We start from the raw sequence: 20,866 nt of genomic DNA, 5'->3' as shown, positions 1-20,866 counted from the left end.
CCCGCCGGGCAAACTGCCGCCCGGTCTCACGCCCGCATCCGAGGCACGCCCCGCACCGGTCCGCCGCCCGGGGCGATGGCGGCTGAGAGCCACCGACGCGGGCGCCGCCCCGTCCACGGACCCGCCCGGTCAGCCACCGGGCAGGCCCCGTAAAGGACGCCCCGGGATCGCTCCCAGGCCGCCGTGGACAGGTGGCGGCTAATGAGCATAAAATAGGAACATTGTCAAGAGTGGCGCAGGATTGGTCGCCGGCGGCCCTACCCCGCAGACGGGCTACAATGTTTGCATATCGCGGTTCGATACGGCCGACGGCTGCAGAATGATCCAGGTCGAAGGCCAGCGCGTCTCCCTCCCCCCTCTGCGGGGGAGGGTGGCCCCCAAAGGGGGTCCGGAGAGGGGAGCGACGGTGCACGACAAGGCTCCGTGCTGCGTGAAGGTCGCGCCTGATCCTGAAGCCGGGTTCCCCTCTCCCGACCCCTGCCGACGCAGGGGCCACCCTCCCCCGCAGAGGGGGGAGGGAGACGCGAGGAGCCGGCTTGTCCCGTGTTCGACCACGGACTGTGAACGAGCACGACCGGCAAACTCCAACCCGCCCGGATGTTGCTATAGCTCCGCGCGACACCCGCAGACCGAATCGCCCGTGGCCATCGACCATATCGACCTCAGCCGGATCGACCTGAATCTCCTCGTGGCCCTCGACGCGCTCCTGGACGAGCGCAGCGTCACCCGTGCGGCGGCCCGGATCGGGGTCGGCCAATCGGCGATGAGTTCGAGCCTCGCGCGGCTGCGCCGCCTGTTCGACGACGAGCTCCTGACCCGCGCCCCGGACGGGATGCGGCCGACGCCCCGGGCGCTCAAGCTCGCCGAGCCCCTGCGCGCCACCCTCCGGCAGGTTCAGGCGCTGGTCCATCGTGAGGAGCGCTTCGAGCCGGCCACCGTGGATCGATCCTTCACGATCAGCCTGCCCGACAGCGTCGAGGTGCTGCTCGGGCCCCGCCTGATCGCGCAGCTTCGCCGGGAGGCACCGGGCATCCGCCTGCTGCTGCGCTCCGTCGAGCGGTCGCGGATCCTCGACGAACTCGATGCCGACCGGGTCGATATCGCCATCGGGCTGTTCTCGGAGGGGCAGATCCACCACAAGCAGCGCCTGCTCTACCGGGACAGCTACGTGGTGCTGTTCAACGCCGCGTTGATCGGCCTCGCGCCGCCGATCGGCCTCGACGATTACCTGCGGTTTCCCCACGTGCTGACCTCCCTGCGGGAGACCGCCCACGGAGTGGTGGACGATGCGCTCGCCCAGATCGGCCGGTCGCGGACGCTCGCCGTGACCACGCCGCGTTTCCTGGTCGTGCCGTTCCTCGTGCGGGCCGCGCCGGTGATCGCCACCATGCATGCGCGGCTTGCCACCTCCTTCGCCAGCGCGCTGGAACTCAGCGTGAGCCCGGTGCCGGTCGCGCTGGAGGATGTCGCCGTGTCGATGCTCTGGCACGCCTCCTACGACCGCGATCCGGCCCATCGCTGGCTGCGGGACCTGCTGGTGCGGCTCGCCCACGAGCCGCCGCCGCCCGGCATCATCTGACGCGATGGGCAAGATCCTAGTGTGCGCATCACCGTTTTCCGAAAGCCGGCGCCCACCTTTCGGGATGATACTTTACAGGCAGGGATCCTCCGCGGCCTCCAGGCGACCGCTCGCGATCGCGGCGCGGAACAGCTCGAAATCGGCGGCGTTGCGCGCCGCATAGGCGCTCGCCCAGTCGGCGATCGCGGCGGCGAGATGATCGTTCTTGCCGCTGCCGCAATAGCCGGTGATCGCCGCCGCATCCCCGGTGCGGGCATGGGCGCGGGCCAGCAGCGTCCCGTAGGCGTACGAGAAGGTCAGGAGCGAGGCGCCGGACATCCGCGCCAGCGGAATCGCGCCCTTCAGGTTCTTCATCTGGCGCACGTAGAACGGGCGGTCGGCGATGCTGGTCCAGCCCAGCAGCGGATCGCCCACCGCCTGGAGCAGGCGCTGGCCGTAGATCACCCGCTCGCCCTCGTGGCGGGCGTAAGGATCGGGCATTCCCGGCAGGTACGGCGCGTGGGCCGGGCGGACCGCCTCCTTGACCTGAAGGAACAGCGCGTCCGCGTCGGAATTGCCGAACAGCAGGGCCAGATAGGCCCGGGTCCCGACGCTGCCGACGCCGACGACCCGGTGGGCCACGTCGACCACATGGTAGCGATCGAGCATGAAGCGCCGCTCGCGCGGCAGGGTCTCGGCGTAGCGCTCCAAACCGGTGACGACGCTCTCCCGCGTGGCGTCGTCGACCGGCGTCAGGATCGGCGCGTCGGTCTTGAGACGCCAACTCCCGTCGGTCCGCCGTTCCGCCACCTGCGACAGCAGGCTCCGGTTGTTCCGCCGCCGGGCCTTGTCCACCGCGTGCCGGACCACCGCCCGGGCCTCGGCATCGAGGCGCAGGCCGGAAATGTGGGGCGTGTCGACCCGCGTCGTCTGATACCAGATATCGAGAGAGCCCTGGGGCGCCAGACGCCGCATCGTCTGCTGGTAGCCGCAGACCGCCTCGATGACCGCCGCGCGGGAATCGCGCGCCGAGGCGCCGGCTTCCGCGGTCGCGACCGCGAGACCGGCGGCGAGGCGCTTCAGGTCCCATTCCCACGGGCCGATCGTCACCTCGTCGAAATCGTTGAGATCGAGGACGATGTCCTGCTGGGGCGTGCCGAACAGACCGAAATTGTCGGTGTGGGCATCGCCGTTCATCACCACGTCGATGCCGCTGCGGCGCCCGCGCGACAGGTCCCAGGCCATGACGTGCGCGGCCCCGCGCAGGAACGCGAAGGGCGAGGTCGCCATCCGGGCGACCCGCAGCGGGACCAGATGCGGTTGGCGCCCGTCATGGGCCGCCTCGATCAGGGTGATCGGGTCGGGCCGGTCCGGATCGTCCGCGCATTCGCCCTGGGCCCTGTGGGGCACCGCGTCCCGGAGCGACTTGCCGGCCTGACGGCGCTTGTCCCACGATTCGACGCCGACGCGCAGGTCGATGCGCGGGAAATCCGCGATCGGCGCCAGAACCGGACCCGTGTCCGGCTCGCTCGGCCCGGCGGCACTGTCCGCCGCTGCGTCCTGCTCGATGGCCATCCGTTCCATGGATTCAAAATTCCCTGACCGCTCGACAACCTTGACCGTGCAACGACGTTCCGGGGTGCGGCAAGTCTGGCGGAGATAGCATCGCGCCGCCTCTGTGACTGTTCGGGCGTGGACCGGTCTTGACCACTTCCGGTGGCGGCTCTCTAACCACCCCACGCGCCGCCAAGACATTCTTCGCCGAGCGACGCCGATACGCCGACGCACCAGCGAGACCTCGCATGCCCAAGGGTTCAGATCTCCTCGTCGCCGCCCTTGAGAACGAGGGGGTCGACCGCATCTTCGGCATTCCCGGCGAGGAGAATCTCGACGTCGTCGAGTCCCTGCGCACCTCCAAGATCGAGCTGGTGCTGACCCGCCACGAGCAGGCGGCGAGCTTCATGGCGGCGACCCATGGCCGCCTCACCGGCCGGCCGGGCGTGTGCCTCTCGACGTTGGGCCCGGGCGCCCTGAACTTCTCCACCGGCGCGGCCTACGCGCATCTCGGTGCGATGCCGATGATCATCATCACCGGCCAGAAGGGCATCCTGTCCGCGCGGCAGGCCAAGTTCCAGATCGTCGACGTGATCAGCTCGATGAAGCCGATCACCAAGATGGCCCGCCAGATCGTCTCCGCATCGTCGATCCCCGCGATCGTGCGCGACGCCTTCCGGGTCGCCACCGAGGAGCGGCCCGGCCCGGTTCTGTTGGAGTTGCCCGAGGACATCGCCGCCGAGGAGGCCGAGGCCAACCTGGTGCCGCCGCACCCGATCGACATCCCGGTCGCCCACCCGACGGCGATCGACCGGGCCGCCGCCATGATCCTCAAGGCCAAGCGCCCGCTGGTGATGCTCGGTGCCGCCGCGAGCCGGCCGCGCGCCACGGGCGATCTCGGCGGCTTCGTCCGGCGCACCCAGATCCCGTTCTTCACCACCCAGATGGGTAAGGGCACGGTCGCCAGCGGCACCAGCCTGTACATGGGCACGGCAGCCCTGTCCGAGCGCGATTACGTCCACGAGGCGATCGACAAGGCCGACCTGATCATCGCGATCGGCCACGACACGATCGAGAAGCCGCCCTTCTTCATGGGCCAGGCCGACCAGAAGGTGCTGCATATCGGCTACATGCCGGCCAACGTCGAGCAGGTCTATTATCCCGATGCCGAGGTGGTCGGCGATCTCGGGCCGACCCTGAAGATCCTGGCCGACCGGCTGGAGGGCAAGCTGCCGAATGCCGGCGCCCTGCTGCACCTGCGCGAGCACATCCTCGATCATATCGCCGACCGCGCCGGCGAGGATCGCTTCCCGGTGACGCCGCAGCGCCTCGTGCGCGACGTCCGCCGGGTGATCCCGGAGGACGGGATCGTGTGCCTCGACAACGGCATGTACAAGATCTGGTTCGCCCGGAACTACCGCACCTACGTGGCCAACACGCTGCTGCTCGACAACGCGCTCGCCACGATGGGCGCCGGCCTGCCGTCGGCCATGATGGCGGCGATGCTCTACCCGAACCGCCGGGTGATGGCGGTGTGCGGCGACGGCGGCTTCATGATGAACAGCCAGGAGCTGGAGACCGCGGTGCGGCTGAAGCTCAACCTCGTGGTGCTGATTCTCGACGACTCGGCCTACGGGATGATCCGCTGGAAGCAGGCGGTCGACAAGTTCGCCGATTTCGGCATGACCTTCGGCAATCCGGATTTCGTCCTCTACGCGCAGGCCTACGGCGCCAAGGGCCACCGGGTCGAGGCGGTGAACGACCTCGTGCCGACCCTGGACCGCGCCTTCGCGGAAGGCGGCGTCCACCTCGTGGCGGTGCCGATCGATTATTCCGAGAACACCCGCGTGCTGGTCGAGGAGCTGCGCGAGAAGGTCAAGGATTTCGAGCCGGCCGAGTGACCTCGGTCTCACCAATCGTCGGCCAGCAAGACAGGGCAGCGCGATGAACCCGTTCACCTTCCAGACCACGCCGAACGTGCTGTTCGAGGCCGGCGCCTCCAAGAAGCTGCCGGAGATCGTCGGCAGCTTCGGGGCCAAGCGCGTGCTGCTGGTCACCGACAAGGGCGTGCGCAGCGCCGGACTCACGAAGGCCGCCGAGGCGGCTCTGGCGGAGGCCGGCATCACCCTCGACGTCTACGAGGATGTGGTGGCCGATCCGCCCTCCACGGTGATCGAGGCGGCGGCCAAGCGGGCCCGGGAGCTCGGGACCGACCTCGTCCTGTCGATCGGCGGCGGCTCGGCGCTCGATACCGCCAAGCTCGTGGCCTATCTCGCGAAATCCGACGAGCCGCTGGATTCGATCTACGGCGTCGGCCTGGCCAAGGGCGACCGGCTGCCGCTGATCCTGGTGCCGACCACGGCCGGGACCGGCTCCGAGGTGACGCCGATCTCGATCGTCACGACGCCGACCACCGAGAAGAAGGGCGTCGTCGCGCCAAAGCTCCTGCCCGACTGGGCGGTGCTCGATCCCGAGCTGACGCTGGGGCTGCCCGCGCATGTCACGGCGGCCACCGGCATCGACGCCATGGTTCATGCCATCGAGGCCTTCACCAGCAAGAACAAGAAGAACCCGATCTCCGACCAGCTCGCCAAGCAGGCCCTGGCCTTGCTCTCGGCCAACATCCGCACGGCCTGCACCGACGGCAAGAACCTCGACGCACGCTCCGGCATGCTGCTCGGCTCGATGCTGGCCGGCATGGCCTTCGCCAACGCGCCGGTGGCGGCGGTGCACGCCCTGGCTTACCCGGTCGGCGCGATCTTCCACGTGCCGCACGGGCTCTCGAACGCCCTGGTGCTGATGGGCGTGATGCGCTTCAACCTCTCGCACGCCGAAGGGCTCTACGCGGAGCTGGCGCCGATCCTCGACCCCGCCGCCGCGGACCTGCCGCAGCCTGAGGCCGCCAAACGCTTCGTGGACAGCCTCGACGCGATCTGCCGCGACTGCAAGGTGCCGGCTTCGCTCGCCGAGGTCGGGGTCGCCCGGCAGGATCTGGAGCGCATGGCCACCGATGCGATGAAGCAGACGCGGCTCCTCGTGAACAACCCACGCGCGGTCACCTACGACGACGCCTTCAAGATTTACGCTGAGGCGCTGGGGGAGGCGCGCCCGTCGGCGTGAGCGCGTGATCCAAGGTGTCCCTTCCTCCCCCTCATCCCATACGGCTTGGCACATCAACGGATGAGAATGACGGCCGACTCACGCGCGCACGCCCTCCCCCCTCTGCGGGCTTGCGGATTCACATATTGGCTCTTGAAGGCCGCGACGCCCCCCTCTCCCCGCGCGCGGGGAGAGGCCCGCACGGACCTCGTCGTCCGGGCGGGAAGCGCAGGCGAAGCCGGAGCGGTGGTGAGGGGGTTTGGCCGGAGGAGTCTCGTCCGGCGCCGCCCCCTCACCGTCGGCTGCCGCCTCGCTCCGGCGACGACGAGGTCGCCGAAGCCCTCTCCCCGCAAGCGGGGCGAGGGAGGCCATGCGGTCATCGTCGGCGCAGCGGGCGAAGTGTGAATCCGCAAGCCTCTGCGGGGGAGGATGCGGGTCATGCGGTCGAGCGTGTGAGCTGACGACAGGCTTCGCGGTCGCGCGGAGCCCCACAAGGCCGGGAGAAACGCCAGCATGGACCAGTTCGATGCGTTCCGGGCGATGGGCGAGTTCTGGACTAGGGCCGGCATGGGCTTCTTCACGCCCGGCGCCGGGCAATCCGCTCCGGGCTTCGGCGCGCCGAGTCTTCCCACGCCTGACGTCGCCGGGCTCGCCGCCGCGCAGGCCAAGCTGACCGAGGCCTGGAACGCCGCGACCGCCCTCTCGGAGGCCCTCACCAAATCGCTTCAGGGCGGCCCCGGCGCGCCGGACCCGACCGCCGGGGCCGTGCTCGCCAAGATCTTCGATCCTCAGGCCTGGCTCGGCGGCTCGGCCGAATTCGATTCCGCGCTGACCCGCATGGCCGAGGGGCCCCAACTCGCCGACCTGTGGCAGACCGAGCGGCGCTACGCAGCGCTGTTCACCGCCTGGGCGACCCTCCGGCGGGCGCAGAGCGAGCATCAGGCTGTGATGCTCGACGCCTGGACCCAAGCGGCCGGGACCTTCGCTCAAGAGGCCAATGCCCGCGCCGAAAACGGCGAGCGTTTCGCCTCCGCCCGCGCGATGATGAGCCGGTGGATCGAGACCGCCAACGCGGTCCTGCTGGAGGTCCAGCGCTCGGAGACGTTTCTCACGTCGCAGCGGGCGGTGCTGCGGGCCTCCACCGATCTCCGGCTCGCCCAGCAGGATATCGCGGCCTTCCTGGCGGAGTTCTACGGCCAGCCGACCCGGGCCGAGCTCGACGACGTGCACAAGAGCCTGACCGAGCTGCGCCGGGAGGTCCGGGCGCTCCGCCGCGAGCGCCGGCAGGCCGGCAAGGTCTCCAAGGCGGGTGGTTCACAGGTCGGGGAGAACGCCCATGGCTGATCCGGAGAGCCCGAAGGGATTGGCCGCGCCGCTCGCCCTCACCCCCGCCGAGCTGCTGGCCGAGGTCGGCAGCCTCGGTCGCCGCCTGAGCGAGGGCGCCAAGCTGTTCGCCGATGTCAGCGACGCGGATGTCGAGATCGCCACCACGCCCAAGGATCTGGTCTGGAGCCAGGACAAGGTCAGCCTTTACCGCTACCGGCCGCTCGCCGAGAGCAAGGGCCTGCCGCCGGTGCTGATCGTCTACGGGCTGATCGGCCGCTACACGATGGCCGATTTGCAGGAGGACCGCTCGCTGGTCCGCAACCTGCTGAACCTCGGCCTCGACCTCTACGTGGTCGACTGGGGCAATCCGGGCCGGGCCGACCGCTACGTCTCCATCGACGATTACGTCGACGGCTACCTCGCGGACTGCGTCGCCTTCATCGAGGAGGCGGCCGAGCGGGAGAAGGTGAACCTGCTCGGCATCTGCGAGGGCGGCGTCTTCACCACCTGCTACGCGGCGCTCTACCCCGAGACCGTCAACGCGATGGTGCTGACCATCACGCCGATCGACTTCCACGCCGATTCCCGCGACGCGCGCGCCGGCCACGGCTTCATCAACGTCTGGACCCGCTCGCTCACCCCGGAGGACATCGACCGGCTGATCGACGCGCAGGGCTCCCTGCCCGGCGCCTTCATGGGTTCGGTGTTCTCGATGATGACGCCGATGCGCACCATGACGAAGTACAACCTCGATCTGCTCGACGCCCTCGACGACAAGAAGAAGTTCTTGAATTTCTTGCGGATGGAGAAGTGGATCGCCGACCGGCCGGATCATCCGGGCGAGGCGGCCAAGCAGTGGCTGAAGGATCTCTACCAGGACAACAAGCTGGTCCAGAGCGCCTTCGTGCTCGGCGGACGGACGGTGAATCTCAAGGCGATCACCTGCCCGGTGCTGAACGTGTTCGCCCAGGACGACCACATCATCCCGCCCGCCACCTCGCAGGCGCTGAAGGACAAGATCGGCACGACCGACTACACCGAGATGGGTTTGCCCGGGGGGCATGTGGGCGTTTTCGTCGGCGGCAAGGCACAGAAGCTGCTGGGCTCGGGCATCGCCGACTGGTTGGGCGAGCGGGGGTAGGATGCTCGCTGATCGGTCCTCACAAAGCGCAACGCCCCTCCCCTCCCCTATCCGCGGGCTTGCGGATTCACAGATCGGGTTTGGGATCATCGTGCGGTTGCCAAATGGGGCGCCCTTGCCTGTCACGCCCTTGCCTGAAGCGCCCTTGCCTGAAGCGTCGCTCCCCTCTCCCGACCCCTGCTGACGCAGGGGCCACCCTCCCCCGCAGAGGGGGGAGGGCGGGCGCGCGGGATATCTGGTCCGCCCAACCTGGCAACCGGATGATGATCCCGAATGCGATGTGTGAATCCGCAAGCCTCTGCGAGGGGGAGGTGGATGCGCGTCGCTATGCCGGCTACGCTCTACATGTCAGGGCGTCCAAGCCCAGGCCCAAAATTCGTGATCGACAGTCGAGGCCGGGTGCATCATGCCCCGGCCTCGTTGTTGTTCTGTATGCCGCAGTGCGGCATCAAATACGATTGATGTTGCGCCAGCGAAAAAGGCGTCGTGAAGCGATAGATCAAAAAATTTGACGGGCGTATTCCTTCGACTCAACTAAAGTGAAGCGCATCAACGGCGGCAACGAACCGCGGAGGAGGCGCCGAATGGACGTTCACGAGTATCAGGCCAAGGAGCTGCTCGCGAGCTTCGGCGTGGCCGTCCCCAAGGGCGCCATCGCGTTCAGCCCGGATCAGGCGGTCTATGCGGCGACCGAACTCGGTGGCTCGTTCTGGGCCGTGAAGGCGCAGATCCACGCGGGTGCCCGCGGCAAGGCTGGCGGAATCAAGCTGTGCCGGACCTACAACGAGGTCCGCGACGCCGCAAAGGATCTCCTCGGTAAGCGCCTCGTCACACATCAGACCGGCCCCGAGGGCAAGCCGGTCCAGCGGGTCTACGTCGAGACCGCCGACCCGTTCGAGCGCGAGCTCTATCTCGGCTACGTGCTGGACCGGAAGGCAGAGCGCGTCCGCGTCATCGCCAGCCAGCGCGGCGGCATGGATATCGAGGAGATCGCCGCCAATGAGCCGGATTCGCTCATCCAGGTGGTGGTCGAGCCGGCGGTGGGCCTGCAGCAGTTCCAGGCACGGGAGATCGCCTTCCAGCTCGGGCTCAACATCAAGCAGGTCTCTGCCGCGGTGAAGACGATCATGAACGCCTATCGGGCGTTCCGCGATTGCGACGGCACCATGCTGGAGATCAACCCGCTGGTCGTCACCAAGGATGATCGGGTGCTGGCGCTCGACGCCAAGATGTCGTTCGACGACAACGCTCTGTTCCGCCGGCCGGGCATCGCCGACATGCACGACCCCTCGCAGGGCGATCCCCGCGAGGCCCAGGCCGCGGAGCACAACCTCAGCTACATTGGCCTCGACGGCGAGATCGGCTGCATCGTCAACGGCGCCGGCTTGGCCATGGCCACCATGGACATGATCAAGCACGCGGGCGGCGAGCCGGCGAACTTCCTGGATGTGGGCGGCGGTGCTTCCCCTGAGCGGGTCGCGACGGCCTTCCGGCTGGTGCTGTCGGACCGCAACGTGAAGGCGATCCTGGTCAACATCTTCGCCGGCATCAACCGCTGCGACTGGGTCGCCGAGGGCGTCGTTCAGGCCGCCCGCGAGGTAAAGATCGACGTCCCGCTGGTGGTCCGGCTCGCCGGCACGAACGTGGAGGCCGGCAAGAAGATCCTGGCCGAGAGCGGCCTCGACCTGATCACAGCCGACACCCTGGCGGAAGCGGCCAAGAAGGCGGTCGACGCCTGCGCCGCCGCCAAGGGTCACCAAGCCCAGACGCAGCACTAGAGGGGAGACCGCGCCATGAGCATCCTCATCGACGAGACCACCCCGATCATCGTCCAGGGCATCACCGGCGACAAGGGCACGTTCCACGCCAAGGAGATGCTGGACTACGGCACCAACGTCGTCGGCGGCGTCACCCCCGGCAAGGGCGGGCGCACCCATCTCGGCCTGCCGGTGTTCAACACCGTCAAGGAAGCCGTGGAGGCGACCGGCGCCACGACCTCGATCACCTTCGTGGCGCCGCCGTTCGCGGCCGATGCCATCATGGAGGCGGCCGATGCCGGCCTGCGGCTGGTCTGCTCGATCACCGACGGCATCCCCGCCCAGGACATGATGCGGGTGAAGCGCTACCTGTACCGCTACCCCAAGGAGAAGCGGACCATGGTGGTCGGCCCGAACTGCGCCGGCATCATCTCGCCGGGCAAGGCCATGCTCGGCATTATGCCCGGCCACATCTATCTCCCCGGCAATGTCGGGGTGATCTCCCGCTCGGGCACGCTCGGCTACGAGGCCGCCTCGCAGCTCAAGGAGCTCGGTCTGGGGATCTCGACCTCGGTGGGCATCGGCGGCGACCCGATCAACGGCTCCTCCTTCCTCGACCACCTTGCTTTGTTCGAGACCGATCCGGATACCGACGCGGTGCTGATGATCGGCGAGATCGGCGGCCCGCAGGAGGCCGAAGCCTCGGCCTGGATCCGCGAGAACATGTCGAAGCCGGTGATCGGGTTCGTGGCCGGGCTGACCGCGCCGAAGGGGCGCCGCATGGGGCACGCCGGCGCGATCATCTCGGCGGCCGGCGACAGCGCCGCCGAGAAGGCCGACATCATGCGCTCGTATGGTCTGACTGTGGCGCCGGATCCGGGCAGCTTCGGCCAGACCGTGGCCGACGTGCTCGCCCGGGCGGCGTAACGGCGCCCCGACCCTCCCCCCTCTGCGGGGGAGGGTGCCCCGCGGATGCGGGGCGGGAGAGGGGCAGCGCGACGGTGCGGGCTTCAGCTCCCGTCGCGACCTTTCCGGAAAGGGTGCTCCCGTCTCCCGACCCCTGCTGACGCAGGGGCCACCCTCCCCCGCAGAGGGGGGAGGGGGCGTCGCGCTCGATCGAACACACTGCGCCACGAGGTGGCCCCATGACCCGTACCCTTCACGCAACCCCAGGTCTCGTCGATGCCACGGCCTTCGCGCCGCCGGTGATCGTCGGCACGTCGTCGGAGCAGGCGCTGGACATCCTGTTCCAGGCGCTGCTCGATGTTGCCCGCCAGCACGATCCCGATCTCGAGGCGGTCCTGCACGGCACGGCCGACATCTCGCGCTTCTCGCCGCAGATGCTGGCGCGCGCCCTTCAGGTGCAGGGCATCTGGTTCCAGCTGATCTCCATCGCCGAGCAGAACGCCGCGATGCGCCGCCGCCGGCACGTGGAGCGGACCGAAGGGCGCGCCGCGCTCAGCGGCTCCTTCGCCAAGGTGTTTGCCGACGCGCGCAAGCAGGGCGTGCCCCCGGAGAAGATCCAGGCGCTGCTCACCGACCTGCGCATCCGACCGACGCTGACCGCCCACCCGACCGAGGGCAAGCGGGTGACGGTGCTGGAAAAATTTCGCCGCATCTATCTCGTGCTGCGCGAACTCGAGATGCCGCGCTGGACCGATCGCGAGCGCAACGGGCTCATGAACGAGCTGCGCGACCAGATCGAGCTGGTCTGGATGACGGGCGAGCTGCACCTGGAGAAGGCCACGGTCGAGCGGGAGGTGGCCTGGGGGCTGCACTTCTTCGACGAGACCCTGTTCGAGATGCTGCCCGAGACGCTGGAGGCCCTGCACGAGGCGCTGGCCGAGACCTATCCGGGCACGGAGTTCAGGGTTCCGCCGTTCTTTCAGTTCGGCTCGTGGATCGGCGGCGACCGCGACGGCAATCCCTACGTCACGGCGGCGGTCACCCGGCAGACCCTGCACCGCAACGCGCTGGCCTCGCTGACCCGCTACCGCGACGGCGTGCGGGAATTGGGCCGGACCCTCTCGCTCACCGAGCGCTCGCTGCCGCTGCCCGAAGGCTTCCGCGCGGAACTCGACCGGCAGCTCGCCGAAAGCGGTCAGGCCCGGGCGATCACCCGGCGCAATCCGGGCGAGCCCTATCGACAGTATCTTTCGTGCGTCTCGCGCAAGATCGAGGCGACCATCGCGCGCAACGAGGGCGAGCACCCCTCCGGCCCCGACTACGCCAGCGCCGACGGCCTGATCGAGGATCTGCGCACCCTGGAGCGCGGCCTGACCGAGGCCAAGTGTGGGGCGCTCGCGCGCGATCTCGTGCGCCCGGTCCGCCGGATGGTGGAGATCTTCCGCTTCTCGACGGTCCGGCTCGACCTGCGCGAGAACACCACCCGGACCACCGACACGCTCCACGCCCTCTGGCGCCAGCGCAACGGCGACGGAGAGCCGCCGGCCCTCGGCTCGGCCGCATGGCGGCAATGGCTCGATACGGAACTCGCCCGGCCGCGCGATCCCGAGCGCTCCTTCGAGGATCTGCCCGACGCCGCCCGGGAGACGCTGGCCACCTTCGCGTTGGTCGCCGAGATGCGCGAGGCCCTCGACCGCGAGGCCTTCGGTTCCTTCGTGCTGTCGATGACCCGCTCGGTGGAGGACGTGCTCGGCGCTTACCTGTTGGCCAAGGAGGCCGGCGTGTTCCTCGACGCGGCCGGCACCGAGATCTGCCCGCTGCCGATCGTGCCCCTGTTCGAGACCATCGACGACCTGCGCGCCGGCCCGGCGATCATGCGGGCGCTGCTCGGCACGCCGGTGGTGCGCCGCTCCACCCGCTGGCAGGGCGGGGTTCAGGAGGTGATGATCGGCTATTCCGACTCGAACAAGGACGGCGGCTTCGTCGCCGCCAACTGGGAACTCTACAAGGCGCAGAGCAAGTTGACCCGGCTCGGCCAGGAACTCGGAATCGGCATCGCGTTCTTCCACGGGCGCGGCGGCTCGGTGAGCCGTGGCGGCGTGCCGACCCACCGGGGCATCATGGCCCAGCCGCCGGGCTCGATCCGCGGCCGGTTCCGCACCACCGAGCAGGGCGAGGTCGTCTCGTTCAAATACGCCAACCGCGGCACCGCCGCCTACCAGATGGAGCTTCTGGCGGCCTCGGTGTTCGAGCACGCACTCGCCGGCGACGGCGAGCGGGCCAGCCCCGGCCATGACGACGCCCTCGAGGCGCTCGCCGGTGCCTCACGGGCTGCCTACGTGCAACTCCTCCAGACCGAGGGCTTGGTCGATTACTTCCAAGCTGCGAGCCCGCTGGATGAGATCGCCCTGCTCAACATCGGCTCTCGTCCGGCCCGCCGTTTCGGCGCACGGTCACTCTCGGACCTGCGGGCGATCCCCTGGGTGTTCGCGTGGTCGCAGAACCGGCACGTGATCACCGGATGGTACGGTGTCGGTTCGGGGCTTGCGAGCCTCATCGACGTGCGCGGCCCGGAGGGCGAGGCGACCCTGAAGCGGCTGTTCCAGGAGTCCCGCATCCTCCGCCTCGTCCTCGACGAGGTCGAGAAGACGCTGATGATGGTCGATCTCGACATCGCCCGGGCCTATGCGGGCCTTGTCCCGGATGCGGGAATCCGCGACCGGATTTTCGGGATGATCGAGGCCGAGTACGCGCTGACCCGCGCGATGGTGCTGCGGGTGAGCGGCGGCGCGGAGCTGGCCGAACGCTTCCCGCTGTTCCGCGACCGCCTGAAGGGCCGTCTGCCCACGATCAATCAAGTGAGCAGCGAGCAGGTGGAGTTGCTCGCCCGCTACCGCGCTGAGACGGACGAGGACCGGCGCGAGGCGGTGAAGTCGGCGCTGCTGCTGTCGATCAACTGCATTGCGGTCGGCTTCGGGTCGACCGGGTGAGGAGCGCCCGCGCGGTTCTTTCTCCCCGCGAAGGGGGAGGAGACGCGCCCGTCCTCGAATATCCGCTCTCGCTCTGTCGCCGAGCCTGACGAGCGCCACTTTCACCGCCGAGCGGATACCCCGCACCGGCATCAGAACCGTCACCAGGAGAGAGAAACACCCATGAGCTTCACCCTGATCCAGCAGGCCAAGCCGCGCCTGCACCGCTCCGAGCTGGCCGTCCCAGGCTCCAACCCGACCTTCATGGAGAAGTCGGCGTCCTCGTCCGCCGACGTGATCTTCCTCGACCTGGAAGACGCCGTCGCCCCCGACGACAAGGAGAAGGCCCGCACCAATATCATCCAGGCGCTCAACGACCTGGATTGGGGCAACAAGACCATGATGATCCGCATCAACGGTCTCGACACCCACTACATGTACCGCGACGTGGTCGACATCGTCGAAGCCTGTCCGCGCCTCGACATGGTGTTGATCCCCAAGGTCGGCGTGCCGGCGGACGTCTACGCCATCGACGTGCTGGTCACCCAGATCGAGCAGGCCAAGAAGCGCGAGAAGCAGATCGGCTTCGAGGTGCTGATCGAGACCGCGCTCGGCATGGCCAACGTCGAGGCCATCGCCCAGTCGTCGAAGCGCCTGGAGGCGATGTCGTTCGGCGTGGCCGATTACGCCGCCTCGACCCGCGCCCGCTCGACGGTGATCGGCGGCGTCAACCCGGATTTCTCGGTGCTGACCGACAAGGACGAGTCCGGCAACCGCCAGACCCATTGGCAGGACCCGTGGCTGTTCGCCCAGAACCGGATGCTGATCGCTTGCCGCGCCTACGGCCTTCGCCCGATCGACGGCCCGTTCGGCGATTTCTCGGATCCGGACGGCTACACCTCGGCGGCCCGTCGCTGCGCGGCGCTGGGCTTCGAAGGCAAGTGGGCGATCCACCCCTCGCAGATCGACCTCGCCAACGAGGTGTTCACCCCCTCGGAAGCCGAAGTCACCAAGGCCCGCCGCATCCTCGAAGCGATGCAGGAGGCCGCCAAGGCCGGCCGCGGTGCCGTCTCGCTCGACGGCCGCCTCATCGACATCGCCTCCATCCGCATGGCCGAGGCGCTGATCGAGAAGGCGAATGCCATGAAGGGTTGAGGAGAAACGCTGGGGCGGGTGTTCCGGAGACGGAGCGCGACGGCCCCCTCTCCCCGCGCGCGGGGAGAGGCCCGCACGGACCTCGTCGTCCGTGCGGGAAGCGGAGACTCAGCCGAAGCGGCGGCGAGGGGGCGATTCCGGATGGGTCTCGTCCTGAATCGCCCCCTCATCCTCGGCTGCCGCCTCGATGCGCCGACGACAGGGTCGTCGCATCCCTCTCCCCGCAAGCGGGGTGAGGGGAAGCCATGCCGGCCCGCAGTGCGTTCTCCGCAAACTTTGCGGGGGGCGGGCCTGCTTCCAGGCGGCTGTATCCCTAAGCGGAGGTTTTCATCGCAGAACCGGCGGCCACTTTTGCGAAACCGGCTTAGAACGGCCGGTCGCCCGGCAGCCGCGCCGCCGCCATCTCCTCGGGCGTCGGGTCACGGCGGATCACGATTCCTTCCCGCCATCTCGCCGCGATCAGCCCGAGGCGCGCGAATCTGTCGAGCCAGCCGTCCATCGGCCAGAGGCCGTGCCGCGCCTGGAACCGCGACGCATTGGCGACGATATCGCGAAAATGCTGCAGCGGCGGATCGTAGGCCGGATGGTGCTGGTGGTAGGCCCGCGGGCCGCCGAGGAACAGGATCGGCACCCCGGCCGCATCGGCCCGGAACGCGAGGTCGGTGTCCTCGGCGCCGTAGCCCAAGAACAACTCGTCGAAGCCGCCGAGCCGGTCGTAAGTCCCGGCGCGCACCGCAAACGCCAGCGACCAGAAGAGGCCTGGTTGCGGCGCGACCGTCACAGCTCCGGCGTCTGGGAAGACACGCACCGGGTGCGGCTGCCCGAGCCTATCCAGATCGCCCTCGTCCCAGCCATCCACGACGGCGCGGGCCGGCAGGTAGCCGATCTCGCAGCAGATCAGACCGTCCTGTTCGGCGATAGCCCGAGACAGCCCGGCAACAAGGCCCGCGGAGGGGATGCAGTCGACATCGAGGAAGATCAGCGTTTCGGTCCGGGCCGCCCGGCGGCCGGCATTGCGTGCGGCCGCAAGCGGCAGGCCGGCATGGGGGAACGGGACGCGCTCCACCGGGAAGGGCAGGTCCGGAAGGGGTGCCGGAGAATCGCCGATCTCCACGACGACGCAGGTCGCGGGCGGCGCCCCGCGGGCGAGCCCTTCGAGCAGGCGGGCGAGATGCGCGTCCCGTCCCTTGTTGAGGGTGATGACCGTGGCGCTCACGTGGTGGACCCGGCGCGCAGGACGTCGATTCGATACTCGGCCGTCCGGGACTGGTGCTGCAGGCCGGCGAACGGCGCAGCCTGCGCGATGACGGCTTCGGCGACCGCGTCGCCGGATTGCGGATAGTCGGTCACCCCGAGCCAGTGCACCAGGACGATGTCGCCGCCGGGTTCGATCGCATCCCCGATCCGGAGCACCAGGACAGCCAGATCCGGTGGCGCCAGGAAGTACAGGAACTCGGAGAGCACGATCAGGTCGAACCGACCTTCGGGCCAGTCGGCCGGTACGGCGCCCTGCCGGATCTCGACATTGGGTCGGTCGGCGCAGCGGGCGCTGGCCGCGTCCACCGCAGAGGGAACGAGGTCGGTGGCGAACAGCCGGTCGCAGCGCCCGGCGAGGGCGTGGGTGAACACCCCGATCGAGCAGGCAGGCTCGAAGGCCGAGCGGTAACGCGCCCGTGGCAGCGCGGCGAGCGTCGCCGCGTACTTGTCGCGCTCGTAGTCCGAACTGGTGAAGCGCCAGGGATCCGCGTCGCTGGCATAGATGCCGGCGAAGTAATCGGGCGGTACGGTTTCCGTACGCCGGGTCATGCCGAAACCGTGACGAAGCGCTCGTAGGGTCCGCAGAGCCGTTCGATCATAGCGGTCTCCAACCGGAATCCTTGAGGATCGTCCGAGATCAGGTCGGTCGTCTGCGATTCGTGGGCTGCCACGGCACGGGTTTTGGCAGCGCGATACGCGGAGACGTCGAGGCGGAGGCCAGTCGGCGCGGGGCCGACCTCGGTCTCGGGCGGCAGGGTCCAGCCCCAGACCGGATATTCGTAGACCCGCACCCCCGGCATGTGCGGCCGGGCGAGGCCGACGATGGCGGCGGCGGCCTTGTGGTCGCAATGGGGATCATGCCGCCAAGTCACGAACACCGCGCTTGCGCCGCAGGCGGAGGCGGCCTGCGCCATCGCCCGCGCCGCGTCCTCGGCGACCGGCCCGTGGCTCGGCACACGCGCGTCTGGCAGGCGCAGGAAGGTGACGTCCTCCGCCGCGAGCCCGAGGATCGCCACCGCCCGCAGGGTCTCGGCCTCGCGCAGGGTGCGGAGCTTCTCGGGCGGGTAGAGCAGGGAATGCGTATGGGAGCCGCAGCCGTCGCTCACCACCACGAGGCGCACCGGCCGCTCGGCCGCCCGCGCCGCGGCGATCAGACCGCCGCAGCCGAGGCTTTCATCGTCGGGATGGGGCGCCACGATGACCAGACCACCGGCCCCAACCAGCGTGTCGAGGCTCGCCAGAGGCAGGGCGTCGGCCGCCGCCAGGAAGGCATCGGCCCGCATCATCGAGCCGCCTTCCGGACGGTTGCGGAACGCGTGGCATCTCGGAGCGGGGGGCTGAGTAGGTCGGTCACGGTTCGCTCCAAGCAGCGTGCGGTGCTTGTCCCCGGCTATCGACCCGAGCGTCTGAACGTGCCCTGAGCGGCGCGTTCGATGTGCTGCCGGCTACCGGTCGTTCTCGGTGGTGAGCGCGCCGAGACGGGTTCCCTCGTCGGTCCCCGGCGCGGTCGCCAAGTGGACGCCCGGCGTCGGCGTATCGGTGAACACCGCTCCCGCCGCGCAGAGCGCACTGCGCAGGGCCTCGATCTGTCCGCTCGGGGAAGCGCCGTAGCCCGCCTCGAAGTCACGCACGAGCCTCTCATCGAGGCCGACCTTCGCGGCCAGATCCGCCTCGGACCATCCGAGCAGCCCGCGCGCCGCCCGCGATTGGGCCGGGCTCATCGCCGGCGTGCCCGTCCCGCTCTGTGCACCCTCGTCCGATCCTACCAAGGTCACTCTCCCCATCTTCGATCAACAACAACGGTGGCCGTCGCGGATCGTTTCCGGGCTCGGTATCGAGCGCTCGACCACAATTGTGCTGAAATCCTGTCGCATCCGTCGCAACGCGGGGAATCGGAGCGCGCCTGACGGCGCGTCCGGATTTGGAATGACCTGAGCGCAGAGCGCGCGAGATGGGGACTGAACGATGAGAGGGGTGCTGATCGCAACCTTGGCCTGCACGGTTCTGGCTGCGGGTCTGACCGCGGCGACGCAGGCGCAGGCCCAGATGGGGTCTCCCACGGGTTTCGGTAAAGGCAATCGCCGTCCAGGCGGCGAAGACGAGAAAAAGCCCCAGTACGTGCCGGGGGCCAAGGCCAGCGAGAAGATCTTCCCGCTCGATTCGACTTGGACGGCCGTCAGCCTCAACGGCAAGCCGTTCGCGGGCGGAGACCGGCCGAGCTTCATCATCGACAAGCAGTACCGCGCCCGCGGCTACGGCGGCTGCAACACCTTCGCGGCGACTGCTTTTCCGCTCAAGGAGCAGCACATCGCGGTCGGTCCGCTCGCGCTGACCAAGAAGAATTGTGACAAGGGTCTCGCGGCGACGGAACAGGCTTTCTTTGTCGCCCTGCGCACCTCGGCGGTGTGGGACCTCGTCGGATCCCAGCTGGTCCTGAAGAGCCCGAACGGTGAGCTGAAGTTCGACCGCGCCCTTTAAGCAGCCGTTCACCACGCTGCACGAAGGCCGGCCGGGATTCAGACGGTCTTGGCGGGTTTCGGCTCCTACTCCTTGGGTATCGAGGAGGCCATGGATGCCAGTCGGGATCGGTATCGGGCGCGGCGCGGATCTGCGCCCCGGTGTGGCACGGAGCCTGCGCTCTTCCGGGCCCGGCGGTATCCACGCCGGCGCCCTTTGGCTTGCCGCCGCCGCTCCGGTGATGGCGACGCTGCTGCTTCTGGCCCGGCTCGCGTGCTGACGGTACCGCCAGTCACGTCACGCCCCGATCAAGCAGCGTCGGCGGAGCCCTTGGCTCTTGTCGATGGACCGGCGCGGGTCGGCTCGGCCGAAGCGTTGCCGCCCTTCACCAGGGGGAACAAAGCTGCCAAATCCGCAGCCACACCGTACAGCACAGGGTCTGAATTCAGTCCCGCCCGTGGCGGTTGAAGATTGATCGTCCGCATCGTTCGCCTGCGGGCATCGCGCGCACTTGCGAGCATCTGTCCGCGCCCTCATGTCGGTCAGTGAACACGTTGAGCTTGGTCAATGCCGCGTTCCGCGTTTCGTTGCCGCGGGCGCTTGATTTTTTAACACAGGCGGGTTTGCGGCCTCGGCGGGGTCCAGACAGGACGGACCAAGCTCAACCGCGCCGGTGCAGGACGGGAAATCGCTCTGTCTCCAGGCGCGGACACGTCGCTGGAGTCACGCTCATGATCGCCGCGCTCGGGCATCGCGCCCGGCAGCCCTGAGCGGCCTCGATCTGATCGCGGCCGCAGGCATCCGCGAAGCAGACGGTCCCGAGATCCTCGCAGGTTGCGCGGAAACTGCCGAGGGGCGCGACCGCGCGCAGATCCGCCGCCGACGCAGCGCCCTGCATCACCAGGACGCCGACGAGACCGAGGATTACCGGGATTCGAGCCATCTTCTACCCATCAGCGCCTCAGTCACAGCCATTCGTAGCATCGGCGATGCAGAGAAGCGCCGTGCCTTTCCCGCGACAGGGAATCGCCGTCGCGGCCACGCGACCGCCCCCGACGGGGAACGGTGCGCCGACCCGCGAAAGTGTTGGATCAGGCCTTGGCCTTGCCCCGCTCGATCGCTTGTTCGATCAACTGGTGCGCTTCTTCCTTGTCGCCCCACCGGACGAACTTGACCCACTTGCCGGGCTCCAGATCCTTGTAGTGCTCGAAGAAGTGCTGGATCTGCTGGATCGTGATCTCGGGCAGGTCGGTATAGTTCTCAACCCGGTCGTAGCGCTTGGTCAGGTGGCGTGAGGGGACCGCGATGATCTTCTCGTCTTCACCGCCCTCGTCCTGCATCACCATCACGCCCACGGGGCGCGCGCTGATGATCGCGCCCGGCAGGACGGCACGCGTGTTGGCCACCAGCACATCGCAGGGATCGCCGTCGCCCGATAGGGTATGGGGAATGAAGCCGTAATTCCCCGGATAGAACATCGGCGTATACAAGAACCGGTCGACGACCAGCGCGCCAGATTCCTTGTCCATTTCGTACTTGATCGGCTCGCCGCCGAGCGGCACCTCGACGATCACATTGACGTCGTGCGGCGGCTTCTTGCCGAGCGGGATGGCGTCGATTTTCATGGCGTTCCGCTTCCAGGATTCGGGGTGCCGATCGTGTCCCGGTTCTCTTAGAGGCGCGGCCC

Annotated in this window: 18 protein-coding genes; 11 read left to right on the top strand and 7 right to left on the bottom strand. The window is 68.7% G+C overall.

Annotated elements, in window-relative coordinates:
* Positions 1 to 640 precede the first annotated feature (640 nt).
* On the top strand, positions 641 to 1,579 hold the full coding sequence (locus MKK63_RS28665; RefSeq protein WP_244007508.1) for a LysR family transcriptional regulator: 939 nt from the start codon (positions 641 to 643) through the stop codon (positions 1,577 to 1,579).
* A gap of 72 nt (positions 1,580 to 1,651) precedes the next feature.
* Here MKK63_RS28665 and MKK63_RS28660 read toward each other — a convergent pair whose 3' ends face one another.
* A complete protein-coding gene (locus MKK63_RS28660; protein ID WP_244007506.1) occupies positions 1,652 to 3,142 on the bottom strand; it encodes a DUF2252 domain-containing protein in 1,491 nt (496 codons plus the stop codon).
* A 218-nt stretch (positions 3,143 to 3,360) separates the two neighbouring features.
* On the opposite strand from MKK63_RS28660, the gene MKK63_RS28655 reads away from it, so the two are divergent.
* The 8 genes from MKK63_RS28655 (at position 3,361) to MKK63_RS28615 (ending at position 15,465) form a co-directional block, all read left to right on the top strand.
* On the top strand, positions 3,361 to 5,013 hold the full coding sequence (locus MKK63_RS28655; RefSeq protein WP_244007504.1) for an acetolactate synthase large subunit: 1,653 nt from the start codon (positions 3,361 to 3,363) through the stop codon (positions 5,011 to 5,013).
* A 43-nt stretch (positions 5,014 to 5,056) separates the two neighbouring features.
* Entirely contained in the window at positions 5,057 to 6,232 is a 1,176-nt protein-coding gene (locus MKK63_RS28650) for an iron-containing alcohol dehydrogenase (protein ID WP_244007502.1), read from the top strand.
* Between the two features lie 492 nt (positions 6,233 to 6,724).
* Positions 6,725 to 7,555, top strand: coding sequence for a poly(R)-hydroxyalkanoic acid synthase subunit PhaE (locus MKK63_RS28640; protein WP_244007500.1), 831 nt, complete (start codon positions 6,725 to 6,727; stop codon positions 7,553 to 7,555).
* Entirely contained in the window at positions 7,548 to 8,678 is a 1,131-nt protein-coding gene (phaC, locus tag MKK63_RS28635; RefSeq protein ID WP_244007499.1) for a class III poly(R)-hydroxyalkanoic acid synthase subunit PhaC, read from the top strand. The genes MKK63_RS28640 and phaC overlap by 8 nt, the downstream gene beginning before the upstream one ends.
* 584 nt (positions 8,679 to 9,262) lie before the next feature.
* Complete coding sequence (locus MKK63_RS28630; RefSeq protein WP_244007497.1) at positions 9,263 to 10,456, top strand: malate--CoA ligase subunit beta; 1,194 nt, start codon at positions 9,263 to 9,265, stop codon at positions 10,454 to 10,456.
* 15 nt (positions 10,457 to 10,471) lie between these two features.
* Positions 10,472 to 11,362 carry a succinate--CoA ligase subunit alpha gene (gene sucD / locus MKK63_RS28625; RefSeq protein ID WP_244007495.1) on the top strand — a complete coding sequence of 297 codons (891 nt, stop codon included), beginning with the start codon at positions 10,472 to 10,474 and terminating at the stop codon, positions 11,360 to 11,362.
* Positions 11,363 to 11,580: 218 nt separating this feature from the next.
* Positions 11,581 to 14,331 carry a phosphoenolpyruvate carboxylase gene (locus tag MKK63_RS28620; RefSeq protein WP_244007493.1) on the top strand — a complete coding sequence of 917 codons (2,751 nt, stop codon included), beginning with the start codon at positions 11,581 to 11,583 and terminating at the stop codon, positions 14,329 to 14,331.
* A 162-nt stretch (positions 14,332 to 14,493) separates the two neighbouring features.
* On the top strand, positions 14,494 to 15,465 hold the full coding sequence (locus MKK63_RS28615; protein ID WP_244007491.1) for an HpcH/HpaI aldolase/citrate lyase family protein: 972 nt from the start codon (positions 14,494 to 14,496) through the stop codon (positions 15,463 to 15,465).
* A gap of 364 nt (positions 15,466 to 15,829) precedes the next feature.
* On the opposite strand, the gene MKK63_RS28610 is transcribed toward MKK63_RS28615, so the two are convergent.
* The 4 genes from MKK63_RS28610 to MKK63_RS28595 all read right to left on the bottom strand — a co-directional run bounded on the left by MKK63_RS28610 (position 15,830) and on the right by MKK63_RS28595 (position 18,443).
* Positions 15,830 to 16,681 carry a glycosyltransferase family 2 protein gene (locus tag MKK63_RS28610; RefSeq protein ID WP_244007489.1) on the bottom strand — a complete coding sequence of 284 codons (852 nt, stop codon included), beginning with the start codon at positions 16,679 to 16,681 and terminating at the stop codon, positions 15,830 to 15,832.
* Positions 16,678 to 17,271, bottom strand: coding sequence for a class I SAM-dependent methyltransferase (locus MKK63_RS28605; protein WP_244007487.1), 594 nt, complete (start codon positions 17,269 to 17,271; stop codon positions 16,678 to 16,680). Before MKK63_RS28605 ends, MKK63_RS28610 begins: the two co-directional genes overlap by 4 nt.
* Complete coding sequence (locus MKK63_RS28600; protein WP_244007534.1) at positions 17,268 to 18,005, bottom strand: PIG-L deacetylase family protein; 738 nt, start codon at positions 18,003 to 18,005, stop codon at positions 17,268 to 17,270. Before MKK63_RS28600 ends, MKK63_RS28605 begins: the two co-directional genes overlap by 4 nt.
* A 162-nt stretch (positions 18,006 to 18,167) precedes the next feature.
* The gene (locus tag MKK63_RS28595) at positions 18,168 to 18,443 is read right to left on the bottom strand and encodes a multiprotein-bridging factor 1 family protein (protein ID WP_244007532.1); all 276 of its coding nucleotides are present in this window, start codon (positions 18,441 to 18,443) and stop codon (positions 18,168 to 18,170) included.
* A 244-nt stretch (positions 18,444 to 18,687) separates the two neighbouring features.
* Between MKK63_RS28595 and MKK63_RS28590 the strand changes: the two genes are divergently transcribed.
* Positions 18,688 to 19,200: an META domain-containing protein gene (locus MKK63_RS28590; protein ID WP_243922753.1), complete on the top strand. Its 513-nt coding sequence runs from the start codon at positions 18,688 to 18,690 to the stop codon at positions 19,198 to 19,200.
* Between the two features lie 94 nt (positions 19,201 to 19,294).
* The gene (locus MKK63_RS28585) at positions 19,295 to 19,459 is read left to right on the top strand and encodes a hypothetical protein (protein WP_244007485.1); all 165 of its coding nucleotides are present in this window, start codon (positions 19,295 to 19,297) and stop codon (positions 19,457 to 19,459) included.
* A gap of 381 nt (positions 19,460 to 19,840) precedes the next feature.
* On the opposite strand, the gene MKK63_RS28580 is transcribed toward MKK63_RS28585, so the two are convergent.
* Complete coding sequence (locus MKK63_RS28580) at positions 19,841 to 20,122, bottom strand: hypothetical protein (RefSeq protein WP_244007483.1); 282 nt, start codon at positions 20,120 to 20,122, stop codon at positions 19,841 to 19,843.
* Positions 20,123 to 20,270: 148 nt separating this feature from the next.
* On the bottom strand, positions 20,271 to 20,804 hold the full coding sequence (ppa, locus tag MKK63_RS28575; protein ID WP_244007481.1) for an inorganic diphosphatase: 534 nt from the start codon (positions 20,802 to 20,804) through the stop codon (positions 20,271 to 20,273).
* Between the last annotated feature and the right edge of the window lie 62 nt (positions 20,805 to 20,866).

Origin of the sequence: Methylobacterium sp. J-088, assembly GCF_022829295.1 — a bacterium.
Lineage (GTDB): Bacteria > Pseudomonadota > Alphaproteobacteria > Rhizobiales > Beijerinckiaceae > Methylobacterium.
This window is presented reverse-complemented; position numbering and strand designations above follow the sequence as displayed.